12 protein-coding genes and 1 tRNA gene are annotated in these 12,698 nt (G+C 37.9%); 3 read left to right on the top strand and 10 right to left on the bottom strand.

The genetic code is table 11. From position 1 onward, the window contains the following. Positions 1–25: 25 nt before the first annotated feature. The gene (locus AB3I00_RS12430; protein WP_002292923.1) at positions 26–1,525 is read right to left on the bottom strand and encodes a flotillin family protein; all 1,500 of its coding nucleotides are present in this window, start codon (positions 1,523–1,525) and stop codon (positions 26–28) included. Positions 1,526–1,540: 15 nt separating this feature from the next. Next, a complete protein-coding gene (locus AB3I00_RS12425; RefSeq protein WP_002292922.1) occupies positions 1,541–2,065 on the bottom strand; it encodes an NfeD family protein in 525 nt (174 codons plus the stop codon). A gap of 175 nt (positions 2,066–2,240) precedes the next feature. Between AB3I00_RS12425 and AB3I00_RS12420 the strand changes: the two genes are divergently transcribed. Both AB3I00_RS12420 and AB3I00_RS12415 read left to right on the top strand, forming a co-directional pair. Next, positions 2,241–3,884, top strand: coding sequence for an ATP-binding protein (locus tag AB3I00_RS12420; protein ID WP_368025344.1), 1,644 nt, complete (start codon positions 2,241–2,243; stop codon positions 3,882–3,884). Next, the gene (locus AB3I00_RS12415; protein ID WP_002315175.1) at positions 3,859–4,575 is read left to right on the top strand and encodes a response regulator; all 717 of its coding nucleotides are present in this window, start codon (positions 3,859–3,861) and stop codon (positions 4,573–4,575) included. Before AB3I00_RS12420 ends, AB3I00_RS12415 begins: the two co-directional genes overlap by 26 nt. A 225-nt stretch (positions 4,576–4,800) precedes the next feature. Here the strand turns inward: AB3I00_RS12415 and AB3I00_RS12410 are convergent, their stop codons facing one another. From AB3I00_RS12410 to AB3I00_RS12385, 6 genes are all read right to left on the bottom strand, one after another. Beyond that, complete coding sequence (locus tag AB3I00_RS12410) at positions 4,801–5,820, bottom strand: 2-hydroxyacid dehydrogenase (RefSeq protein WP_142644547.1); 1,020 nt, start codon at positions 5,818–5,820, stop codon at positions 4,801–4,803. Between the two features lie 21 nt (positions 5,821–5,841). Then, complete coding sequence (locus AB3I00_RS12405) at positions 5,842–6,897, bottom strand: AEC family transporter (RefSeq protein ID WP_025478486.1); 1,056 nt, start codon at positions 6,895–6,897, stop codon at positions 5,842–5,844. 352 nt (positions 6,898–7,249) lie between these two features. Beyond that, complete coding sequence (gene nagA, locus AB3I00_RS12400; RefSeq protein WP_070769836.1) at positions 7,250–8,398, bottom strand: N-acetylglucosamine-6-phosphate deacetylase; 1,149 nt, start codon at positions 8,396–8,398, stop codon at positions 7,250–7,252. 75 nt (positions 8,399–8,473) lie between these two features. Then, a complete protein-coding gene (locus AB3I00_RS12395; protein WP_010732748.1) occupies positions 8,474–9,310 on the bottom strand; it encodes a helix-turn-helix domain-containing protein in 837 nt (278 codons plus the stop codon). 186 nt (positions 9,311–9,496) lie between these two features. Continuing rightward, positions 9,497–10,714 (bottom strand): pyridoxal phosphate-dependent aminotransferase, encoded by a 1,218-nt coding sequence (locus tag AB3I00_RS12390; RefSeq protein WP_002303757.1) that lies wholly within the window; start codon positions 10,712–10,714, stop codon positions 9,497–9,499. 149 nt (positions 10,715–10,863) lie between these two features. Beyond that, positions 10,864–11,025 (bottom strand): hypothetical protein, encoded by a 162-nt coding sequence (locus AB3I00_RS12385; protein WP_002335007.1) that lies wholly within the window; start codon positions 11,023–11,025, stop codon positions 10,864–10,866. A 74-nt stretch (positions 11,026–11,099) separates the two neighbouring features. On the opposite strand from AB3I00_RS12385, the gene AB3I00_RS12380 reads away from it, so the two are divergent. Next, positions 11,100–11,182, top strand: a tRNA-Leu gene (locus tag AB3I00_RS12380). A gap of 73 nt (positions 11,183–11,255) precedes the next feature. On the opposite strand, the gene AB3I00_RS12375 is transcribed toward AB3I00_RS12380, so the two are convergent. Next, positions 11,256–11,528, bottom strand: coding sequence for a hypothetical protein (locus AB3I00_RS12375; protein ID WP_086286196.1), 273 nt, complete (start codon positions 11,526–11,528; stop codon positions 11,256–11,258). 209 nt (positions 11,529–11,737) lie between these two features. Continuing rightward, the gene (locus AB3I00_RS12370) at positions 11,738–12,430 is read right to left on the bottom strand and encodes a hypothetical protein (protein WP_002329111.1); all 693 of its coding nucleotides are present in this window, start codon (positions 12,428–12,430) and stop codon (positions 11,738–11,740) included. Between the last annotated feature and the right edge of the window lie 268 nt (positions 12,431–12,698).

The following is a 12,698-nucleotide window of genomic DNA, read 5'->3' as shown; positions in this document are numbered from 1 at the left end:
TTATTGATCGGTGAAGTGTACTACTTTATTCTTCCTTCATCGAGTGTTGTTCTGCCTCTTTTGGCGCTTCATACATATTTACTTGGCTAGTAGTCCCACGTGTCGACAAATTCTCTACGATTTCCTTCAAGTCAAGTCCTGTTGTCGCTTTTAATGTTTCTTGAGTAGTAGAAAGCAAGTTTGTGGCATAATTTGTCACTCGGTTCGCTCCACTGGTTTCTCCTGAGCTACTTCCTGTATCGACAACAGAGATTTTTTCGATATTTCCTAGCGGCTGTGCTGCTTCGCGCATCAATTGCGGTAGCATATCGATAACCATACTCAAGACAGCTGCTTCGCCATATTCCTTGAAGGCATTGGCAATTTTTTGTTTTGCTTCGGCTTCTGCTTTTCCTTTTGCTAATGCTGCTTCTGCTTCTGCCTGTCCAGCTAACCTTGTCTTATTGGCTTCCGCTTCTGCTAGTGCTTCCACACGGAAACGTTCGGCTTCTGCTTCGGTCACTTCTTTGACTTTTTGAGCTTGTGCTTCTTGTTCTTTAGCGTAACGATCGGCATCTGCTTTTTTCTTCACTTCCGAATCGTATTGCTTTTCTCGACGTGTAATTTCTTTTTCTTCTAATTCGATTTGTTTTTGACGTTCTATGATTTTGATTTGCATTTCTTGCTCGATTACTTGTTGTTGTGCTCTGGCGCTTTCCAAGTTGTAGGCTTGGTCTGCTTTCGCTTTAGCAACATCTTGTTCTTGTTTGTAGGTTGCTAGTTTCAATTCTTTTTCTTTCAATGATTCTGCGATTTCTGTTTGTCGTTGTAATTCAGCTGCTTGTGATTCTTTTTCTGCTTGAGCTTTTTTGATACGCGTTTCTTTTAAAGCTTCTGCTTCTGCTATATCTGCATCTCTTTTGACTTGGGCGATTCTTGGTTTCCCTAAAGAGTCAAGATAACCATTTTTGTCTCTGACCTCTTTGATAGTGAAAGAAACAATGATCAATCCCATTTTTGCAAGGTCTACAGAAGCGACTTCTTGTACGCTTTGACTGAACTTATCACGATTTTGGTAGATTTCTTCTACAGTCATAGAACCTAGAATCGAGCGTAAGTGACCTTCCAATACTTCTCTTGCTTCATTCTCCAATTCTTCTCTAGTCTTACCTAAAAACTGTTCTGCTGCTGTAGCAATCTCTTCTACAGAAGAACCAATTTTAATGATCGAAGTACCGTCACACATCACCGGTACGCCTTGTTCTGTATACACTTCTGGAGTAGAAACGTCCAATTTGCTAGATAATAGACTGATTCGATTCGAACGTTGGAAAACCGGCAAGACGAACGCTCCGCCTCCTCGCACGATTTTGATTTTGTTGTCACTTTCATCTTTGTGTACATTTTTGCTTCCTAAATAACTTCCACTGATGATCAACGCTTCATCTGGTTTTGCTGTTTGGTACTTCGCTACAAAGACGATCAGCAGCATCAGCAAAATCAACGCTGCGATTGCGATCGCGATAAAAACAACTGGTATTCCCATTTAACACACGCTCCTTTAAGCTTTTATCATGCTTTCATAAGGCATGACATAACAGATTCTTTCCTTGATCTCAATGATCAATACTTTCGTTCCCCGCTCCGCTATCTGTTCTTGGGGGCTGTAGAAACAAGCAGGACGACTAATGGAACCGGTAACACTTTTTAATTGGATTTCTCCCATGCCCCGTACAGGGATTGGTGTGATCACAACAGCTACTTGCCCTTCCAAAGTCTTTTCAGAAGACGACATCGTTGATTCGGCATGTTTCATCGGCATCAATAGATAGAAATTAAGCAAAAATACCAAAACTGTCGATATGGCTCCACTGGCAATAAATAAAAATAAAGAGGATTGATCCGTTAGACGCTCACCAAGAAAACCAAACAAACTTGTAAAAGTTAGCCAAGGGATAATAAGCATTGGATCAAGTGGGCCATCAAAGTCGAAGACATCTCCAAAAATAATCAAAAGAACTGCCAACCCCGCACAAATCAGCAATGTATACCAATAAATCGTCTCAAGTGCGATTCCCCCTATCATATACACGCCTCCTTCCATTTCTACGTCTATCATACCAATGTTTGAAAATTCTGTATAGCTTATTTCACCGATTCAAAGGTATTTATTCATAGAAAGCTTCTATTTATCAATGCCAATTTGTTAATTTTTGTTTTTCATGTTAAAATTTTCACAATAAATTCTTTCGAGGTAGCCTATGTTTCCTTTTCCTAAGAAAAAACCATTAAAGCTCCAAAATACGATCATTCTTGTCGTTTGTTTCTCCACATTCGTTTCTTTGATTGTTTCTGCCATATTGATTAGGAATTTTATTCTTTCGATGAACCGATCTAGTGTGTCAGATAGAATCTCTAGCATCGCTAAAATCGTTGCCAGCGATAAACTCATCCAAAAAAAGCTTCAGACTGGTGATCCGACACATGTGATTCAAGGAATCACGAATGAAATCATGGTGGCATCGAATTTAGATTTTATTGTTGTCATGGACCCTGAAGGCATTCGATATTCTCACGCAGACCCAAGTTACATCGGCCTTCCTTTCTCAAGTCATGAAGATGTGAAAAAAGTGATTGGAGGACAAGAATTTTTCTCTGAAAAAGAAGGAATGTTAGGGTTCGGCTTCCGCTATTTCGTCCCTATTTATTATGATCAAGAGATTATTGGTGCAGTTTGTGTTGGCTTGACGAACAACACGATCGACAATCAGGTCAAAGATGGACAAAAAATGATTGTTTTTTCATTGATCATCGGACTTAGCGTAGGCATCATAGGCGCCGTTTTTCTTGCCCAAAAAATGAAAAAAGTACTGCTTGGACTTGAGCCACAAGAAATAGCGGAACAGTTAAGTGAAAAAACGATTATCGAAAATGAAGTAGATGAAGGAATATTGGCCATCTCTTCTGATAAAACTATCCTCTTGATCAATACACCTGCAAAAAATATTTTCTATCAAACAAAACGGCTGTCGGATTTCGAAGTAGGAAAAAAAATCAGCGATAATCTATATGACGTATTGTTTAAAGAGACAATCGAGCACCAAACGACTGTTCGGACTCAATCCATGTATTTAAATGGGATAGAAACTATTTCTAGCGTTACACCTCTTTTTAGCAATGACCGTTTTTTAGGAGCAGTCGCAACTTTACGAAATCGATCAGAAGTAATGAAATTAATGGAGGAGCTCGGGGGGACGAAACAATATATAAACTCTATGAGAGCTCAAACTCATGAATTTATGAATAAACTTCACGTCATTTCTGGCTTGATTGACTTGAAGAAATATGAAGAAGTCACCCATTTTATCCAACAGCTAAATCAAAATTATAAAAAAGAGATTGGTCAAGTCTCAAATCTGATCAAAGTCCCTGCGATTGCCGGTTTTTTATTAGGAAAAATAAACGAAGCCAAAGAACAATCTGTTGAAATGTTGTTAGAAAGCGATTCTTTTATCCCTAAAATGGAGATGGACGACTCCATCCATTCACTTTTGCAAGTGTTAGGGAACTTACTTGATAATGCTAAAGAAGCCGTACTTCAAATGCCTGAAAGAAACGGACAGGTTCGGCTCCATTTAAACTATGACACAGAAGCGGAAGTATTCATCGTGACCGTCTGCGATGACGGTGTCGGAATATCAGAAGAAATCTCAGAAAAAATATTTACGCTAGGTTTTTCGACGAAAGGAATCAATCGTGGATATGGGTTGAACATCATCCATTCAATTGTCAAACGTCACGGTGGGATCTTAGAATTTTCCAAACAAGCAAATGGCGGTACAATCGTCTATCTAGAATTACCAAAAAAGGAAGATCAAAATGATGACAAATGTCCTAATAATTGAAGATGATCCAATGGTTGCAGAATTGAATCGTACGTTTGTGGAAAGTATACCTAATATGAACGTAATCGAAAGTTTCAGAAATGTAGAAGAAGGAAAAAAATATTTCAGACAAAAAAACGCAGATCTGCTGTTGCTTGATGTATATATGCCTGGCGAAAGTGGCATCCATTTTTTATCTTGGCTGAGACAGCAAGGAAACGATATCCCAGTGATCTTGATAACCGCTGCAGATGATATCGAAACCATAAAAAATGTGATCCGATATGGTGCCTTAGATTATTTGATCAAACCCTTCACTTTGCAACGTTTCCAGTTGGCGATTGAAAAATACCTTGCTTTCTCTCAGACGATCCAAACGACTGAAAAAGCAGATCAGAAATTGATCGATCAAGTATTCAACCATACCACTCCCATTCACGAAACACCTTCATTCATTGATTTGCCTAAAGGTCTGTCAAAACTGACTTTAAAAAAAATCAGTGCATCTATCCTAAAAGAAGAGACTATTTTTTCAACAAAAGAACTGGCTCAAAAAAGTGCACTTTCACGTATCTCCGTCAAGAAATATTTAAATTTTTTGGTGGAACAAGATATACTGAATGAAAGAATCAGATATTTGGAGATTGGTCGACCACTAACCTGTTATGAATTGACAAAGAATGGGCGAAAAAAACTCACGGATTATTGTTGAGTCATCGAGTTATCTAATACTAAAAAAAGGCTGTGAAAAAAGTCTTGTCACAGCCTTTTTTTCCGAATAAATGGTGTTCCAGAAGTAGCTTCTTCGAAAAATAAGCCGAAATTTCACAAAAATTTGAGAAGCAATTTTCGTAAATTCCTTCTTATTTCTTGAAGCTGACCACTTCTGTCACAACCTCTATTTTTAAACATATTAGTGGTGCGTGCCCATGTTTCCTTATTTTAATTGATGCGCTTTAGGAAGAGATACCTCATTTTTCGTTTTTCCAGTTTCTATTATTTCGCGGAAGTTCTCGAAGCTTGTCGAAATCATATTTGACAATGCCTCATCTGTATTTGAACCTACATGAGGGGTTATAAGAACTCTAGGGTACAATTCTACTAGTTGCTGGATAGCAGGATCTGGAATCGTCTCCCATGGCTTGAAAGATCGGAAAAAGACATCTGTTTCATTTGCAAAAACATCGGTTGCAAAACCAGCTAAATGATTGCTTTTCAAAGCTCTTAAAATAGCTTCATTATCTTGAAGCTCTCCACGAGCTGTATTGATCAAGATACTGCCTCTTTTCATTTGAGCCAAAAATCCTTCATTGATCATTTGATCGTTTTCACCTGGGATGTGAGGTACATGGATACTGACGATATCGCTTTTTGCTAACAATTCTTCGAGTGAGTGAAACGTCAATACTTTTTTAGCAGCTTCTGTCTGATGGATATCATAGCCGATCACTTTGGCTCCTAGGCCCTTAAACAAAACCGCTTCCGTCAATCCTATTCTGCCTGTTCCTATGATACCTACTGTGCAATTTCTGATTTCACGGCTAAACATTTGTTCATCCACTCGAAAATCTTTGAAAGATGTTCGGATCGTCGTATACGCTGTATTTCTCAAAAGCATCATGGCAAAAGTCAAAGATAATTCTGCTATAGCATTTGGCGAATATGATGGGACACGGGCTACTGTCATACCAAAATCAGCTGCCGCTTGTAGATTGATATGATTGACTCCCACAGTTCGGGTAAAAACATAGCGAATCCCATATTTCTGCATTTTTGCAAGATTGATCTCATCTGCTATACAATTTCCTCTCAGCAGTACAGCATCATGGGCCTTAGCTGATTCAATATTGTCATGCGTCAGTAGTTCTTCATAAAGACTCAGTTCATAATGGTAAATATTCAATTGCTCAAAAAAATCGATCTCATTCGGACGAACACCATAACATGCGATTCTCATACTTTCCTCCTCCATTTCCTATCAAAACAAACCTATGCCGTGAATCATTTGCAATACAACGATCCATACAGGTGTCAGTACTACAGCAAAAATAGTTGACAGTAAGGATGCATTAGAGGCTAAAAGTGCCTCCCTATCAAAACTGATAGCATAGGCTGCTGCCACAGTTGCGGCTGGTGTAGCCATCATGATAACAATCGTTGCCAGTGCTTCAAAATTGACCGGTAGAATATTTGTTGCCGTCAAAACTGCTAAAATCACGATATTCAACGCAGGTACAAATACCACTTTGACTAAACTGTAATACCATGATGTTTTTTCAGAAGCAGCTTTTTTGAAACTTACTTCACCTAATGTTGCGCCGATTGCTAGCCATGCCAATGGCGAACTTAAACCAGCTAAATAATCCATTGGCTGAAATAGCCAAGGTGCTGTCTGGTCAATTCGCAAAAACGCTACTTGGCTTATCTCTCCTTCTGCACCTGTAACTGACACTTGTGGAAGATATCCTTGGAAAAGCCAAATGAAAAGGCCGGCAAAAGTAGCGATGATGATTGGATTAACGAACATCGCTTTGATATTTTTGGCTTCCATCTTCAAGCCACTCATTTTTATGTATCCATAAGAATACAAAAAGATCCGATAACCAATGTTGAAAATCGAGGAATACATCACGCCGACCGGTCCATAAATCGCACTGACAATCGGTGTCCCGAAAAAGGTCGTAGAACCAAAGATTGTCAGGACACGCAACGTTGATTGCTTATCCCCTTTATAACTTAAGAAAAATGGTCTTGAAACTAGAATAAGAATAATATAAATAACTAACCCCCAAATCAAGACATTGATTCCTTGCATCAATAGTTCTGTATTGATATCTTGCATGAAAGCTCGAAATGCAAGTGCTGGCAGAGCCACTGTTAAGACAACTTTCGATAGGATTTTTCCAACGGATTCAGAAAAAATTTCCTTTTTTCTACAAATAAACCCTAATAATATAATAAAAACTGTTGAAGTGATTGCACTAACAATCGACATATCTGTCAAAGTCGATCGGAAAATATCAAATAAATTCATCTTTTCCCTCCTATTGATGTTCAATTATTCACAATTAAAAATGCTTTTATTTGGCTAATACGTATTAACATTTTTTATTTTATCTTTATATTGTTAACTATTGAACAATAAGGAATTAAAGAAACTTTTGAAACTTATGTAAAGTGATATTCGTTAGAATACAAAAAGGAGCGTGGGACAAAAGTAAAGAACACTTTTGTCTCACGCTCTAAACACGTATAAACGGCGGAAGCAGAAGCAATTCCTTCGGAAATAAGCTGAAATTCACAAAAATTTGAAAAGCAATTTTCGTGAATTTCTTCTTATTTCTTGGAGTTAAACGCTTCTGTCCCAGCCTCTATCTTAGATTATATTATGCGTGGAAACGTTCCACACCATCTAGATAAGTTGCTTCCAATGTCATATCAGGGTTCAATACGATAAAGTCTGCGTCGCGTCCTTGAGCGATTTTTCCACATGTGTCATCGATTTTACAACTGATTGCTGGAATCAGACTACCCATCATGACTGCTTGTTCTGGTGTTGCTAGTCCCCAATCCACGACATTCTTAATTGCTTCTTTCAATTTCAAGATGCTTCCAGCTAAGTTGCCAGATTCCAAACGTGCCGTTCCTTCTTTTACTACTACCGGAAATTCACCTAAATTGTAATTTCCATCAGGCATCCCACCGGCCATCATACAATCTGTAATTAAAGCGACATGCTCATGTCCTGCTTTTTCCATTAGGATTCCTGCCGCATTTGGATGTACATGATGTCCGTCACAAATCAATTCAGAAAAGACATGTTCTAAAGATAATAACGCACCTACCATACCTGGTTCGCGATGATTCAATCCGCGCATCCCATTGAAAGCATGGACAAACACGCTGGCGCCTGCTTCAACAGCTTTTTGCGCTTCTTCTAGCGTAGCGTTACTGTGCCCTAGAGAAACAACTACTCCTTCTTCAGTCACTTGTTTGACAAACTCTTCTACACCTTGACGTTCCGGTGCTAAAGCAATTTTTTTGATCAAACCGCCTGAGGCTTCTTGCCATTCATGGAAAGTATCCAAATCAGGATCACCGAAATAACTTGGGTTTTGTGCCCCTTTGTGTTCTTCTGTGAAGAAAGGACCTTCAAAATAGATTCCTTTGATTTTAGCTCCTGGTGCTTCCTGATACATTTTGCCGATTGTCTCAGCTACATCTTTTAAACGTTCTTTGCTTGACGTCAATGTTGTTGGTAAAAATGAAGTCACTCCACAAGATAATAGACCTTCAGACATCACTTTGATACCTTCTGCATCGTTGTCCATTACATCATGATTCATATAGCCGTGAATATGTGTATCTACCAAACCAGGAGCAATCCATTTGCCGCTTTGGTCAATGATGTTGACTTCTCCCTCAGGTAGTTCTTTGGTGTATTCACCAAAAAGCCCATCGGTAATTTCAAGATAGCCTGCATTTTTGACGCCTGACGCTAAAAAGAATTTGTCAGCATAGATAAAAGTTCTCATTCTATTCTCTCCCTTTGTTTTTCTACCTCTAAAGTACTCTTATTTAGAGAAGAAGTCAAGAATGGTCTACACCATTTATAGATTTTTTGAAATTTGTTTCACAGCTTGTGCCAATCCTTCATAAAATGCTGCTCTTTCTGGTTCTTCTTTACGCTTGTATATCAAGCTCTTAAGCACAAATAAATCATTGAGATAATAGTAACTATTTTTCTCTTGAGCCCAATAGATTCCTTGGTTCACCTGCTCTAGTGCTTCGTCAATTTCATTTTGATGGAATAAGAAATTTCCATAATTATAAAAAATTTGCGAAAATTCACTTTTTGATCGTTCATCAGCTGATTGATGCAGCAGTTGGATGCTTCGACTCAAATAGTAGCGGGCTTCAGCAGTTTTTCCTGCCACACCATATATTTTTCCGATACAACTAATCAGTTGTATTTCTGTGTCAGAGACATGGATTCTTTCTTTTTGGCTAGAGTAGCTTAATGCTTCTTTTAAATAATAAAGAGACTGAGAAATATTTTGACGCAACGTGAATTCACAAACACCGAGATAATAATAATATCGTTGAAAATCAGCTGCTTGATACAGATTCTCAGAAATATCAGAAGATTTTAGTACTTGTTCTAACTTGCGATAATCACGTTTTTGGAAACAACTATCCAACAGTTCAAATAATTTATCGTTTGTCCGAGTAGTTTTTCGAGAGAGATTCATCACATGATCAATCGTTACTCCTAGCCGTTGACAAATCTGCATCATCACCAATACATTCGGCAGTTCCTCATTATTTTCGATTCGGCTTAGTACACTTTGTGAACAAATATCTTGCGAAAGCATCTTTTGCGTCATTTTTTGTTCTTTTCGAATCTCTTTAATGATTGTGCCAAAGGACTCGATTAACGTTTCCATAAGTATCCTCCCCAAAATATGCGTATTCGCATTCTATCCGTATTTTACTTTAGGAAGTCGCAAACTTCAAGAAAAGACTTGCAACTAAATAATATGACTTTAGTTATTTAAGAGATCTCCATTAGAAAGAGAGCCTCAGTATATTTGTCTGTGGCTCTCTTGCTGGAAAATTTGCTTTTTTTTAAGTCACTTTTGTCGATATGTCGCTAAAAATTCTCTCATTTTTTTAGCTGTTTGTTTCAAATCATCCATTTTAGGAAGATAGACGATCCGAAAATGATCTGGTTGGTTCCAATTGAATCCGCCACCGTGTACGAGCAGAATATGATGTTCATGTAAAAAGTCCAAGACGAATTTTTCATCATCCAAAATATTGAATCGTTTTGTATCGATTTTAGGGAATATATAAAAAGCAGCTTTTGGTTTTACAGCTGAAAGACCAGGAATATCATTGATTGCATTATAGATATATTCTCTTTGCTCATAGATCCTTCCGCCTGGCAGGAGCAGCTCATCAACACTTTGATAACCGCCCAGCGCCGTTTGGATGATTTGCTGAGACAAGACGTTAGAACACAAACGCATGGATGACAACATATTCAGCCCTTCTATATAGCCTTTGACGTGTGATTTATCTCCGCTTAGGACCATCCAGCCGACTCGAAAGCCTGCCACACGATGAGACTTGGATAGACCGTTCAGCGTAACAACGAACAAATCAGGCGCTAATGTAGCAATCGGAATATGTTCTAGGCCATCCATCACTAAGCGGTCATAGATTTCATCAGAATAAATAATCAGGTTGTTTTGTCGGGCTACTTCAACGATTTCTTCTAATAATTCTTTTGGATAAAGTGCCCCAGTAGGATTATTAGGATTGATGATGACGATCGCTTTTGTCCGACTCGTTATTTTTGATTTGATATCATCGATATCAGGATACCATTCTGCCTCTTCATCGCAAATATAATGAACAGGTGTACCTCCAGCTAAAGCAATCGAGGCAGTCCACAACGGATAGTCCGGCATTGGAACCAGTACTTCATCTCCATTGTCTAGCAACCCTTGCATACACATCGTGATCAGTTCGCTGACTCCGTTTCCGGTATAGATATCATTGATCGTCACATTCGGAAAATGTTTCAGTTGGCAATATTGCTCAATTGCTTTTCTAGCAGAAAAAATTCCCTTAGAGTCTGAGTAGCCTTCTGAATCACGGGCATTCATGATCAAATCACGAATGACTTCGTTTGGTGCCTCGAATCCAAAAGGTGCGGGATTTCCTGTATTCAATTTTAAAATACTGATGCCCTCTTCTTGCATCCGCTCTGCTTCTTCTAGAACAGGACCGCGAACGTCGTAACTAACACCTTCTAATTTGTTGGATTTTTCAAATTCTCTCATCACTTAGCCAATCCCTCATTTCAAAAAGTTAGAACTTTCCAAATTTTTTGTTATTTACTATTTCAATATCATACTCCATCCTAGAAAAATTTGCCACTTATTTAGGAAAAACATAAGTATCGAAAAAAACGCTGAGAAGCGCTGAGAACTTACTGGTCATGATAGTCATTCCATAGATTTGCTGCCCAATCCATTGCAATCCCACAAATGATTCCCAGCATCAACCCAAATAGAAAACGACCAAATGCAAGGCCAATCAATATGCCTAGGATCATTCCCAGTCCTGAAAATTCTCCGTCATATTTCTCCATCTTCATAAGACCTCCCACTTTTTGAGCTTGACAACTATGTAAAACCTCGCTATCATTATTGTGTTATTATTTATGCAGACGTGATGGAACGGCAGACATGCAAGATTGAGGGTCTTGTGAGCGTACGCTCGTGTGGGTTCAAATCCCATCGTCTGCATTTTTCTTTCAAAACAAGCGGCTAGGACATTTTTGTCTCAGCCGCTTTTCTTTTTCTCGTTCATTCTTTCATCTTATTGGACCTTTTTTCTTGGGTATAGACTTTTCTCATATTCTACCACAATTTTTGGTTTTCCTAACACATGATAAGATCTCACAACGAATTGTTTTCTACTATTGTAATATCCTGTAACAACTAGTTTCATCCCTTCGTCTACTTCAGCTAGGAAGTTCAAACTATGGGAAGCAATCAAACAATTGACCTCATTTAAGCTAAAACGAATCAGTGGTCTGGCGCTGACCTGCAACGTACGGATCTTATCTACTGTTCCATATTTTATCTCCATTGCCTTCACCTCATCACTATTATACGAACATATATTCCCTTTTGTAAAGAAGAAACACTTTTTATCTTGTGATTTTTTTGTCCAACTATTTTTCTTAACGAACATATAACTCTTCTTGCGACGATGAAGGACTACTTATTAACAAAAAAGCGGCAACAGCATAATTGCTGTCGCCGCATTGCTGATCAAGGGTTACTTATCATGAAAGATTATTTACTCAAATGTTCTTCAACGATTTGTTGAGATTTATCAGCTGTATCTTCCACTTCGCCTTTTGCTTTTTCTAACTTTTGAATATATTGTTTCAAACTTGTGTTTTCAGCAGTTGCTTCGTCTAATTTTTTTTGCGTATCTGCTAACTGAGTTTCTAAATTTGCTTTTTCTTGTGTCAGTGTTGCGATTTGTTGGTTCAAACCATTTACAGTATTTTGTAATTCTGAAAGTTTTGCTTGTGCTTCTTGTAGTCTTGCAGTCCAATCTGCATTCAATCGATTGATTTCATCATTTTTTTGGTTGATTTCGTCTAGTTTCGCATTGATTTCATTTTGTTTGCTTTGTAGTTGTGCATCCTTGCTGACTAATTGACTTTCTAAGTTTTGTTTTTCTGCTGCCGATTGATTTTTTTGGTTTTCTAATTCATTTACTTTTGCTTGGTATTCTTGGACATCTGCCTTTGAATCTTGCAATGTCTGTTCTTTTTGTGCTAGTTGTGCGGTAAGATCTGTAATCTTTTGCTCTTTATCTGTCAACGTATGGTCAAGCTGTGTCAGATTCTCATTGATTGTATCGATATCTGTCTCTCCACCCCACAAAATAATTTCATTTGCGTAACGCGTGCCTGTGTAGCCAATTAGACATAGAAATGCAACCACAATCCCACCAGCAATAATTTTCTTTTTCATTATGTAGCTCCTTCATTTAATATTTTTACTCACTAAAAGTAAGTGATTTCACATGCAATGTCAAGCACTTTTAAATTACAATTGTAATTTTAATAGAAACGCTATTAAATTCTCATTTAATCTTCCTTTTTTATGTATCTGCAAAAACTTTTCATAGAGAAAAATGTACCTTAACACTTTCTTAAATATAGATGTATAGTAAAAATAAATGAAAAAAACTAGTTTTTCTTAAACGTAATCCTTTTCATTTCATAAATTACTGTGTTTA

This window comes from Enterococcus sp. C76 (assembly GCF_040886985.1).
Taxonomy (GTDB): Bacteria; Bacillota; Bacilli; order Lactobacillales; family Enterococcaceae; genus Enterococcus_B; species Enterococcus_B lactis.
Note: the sequence above shows the minus strand (reverse complement) of the source record. Positions and strands in the feature narration are given on the sequence as shown.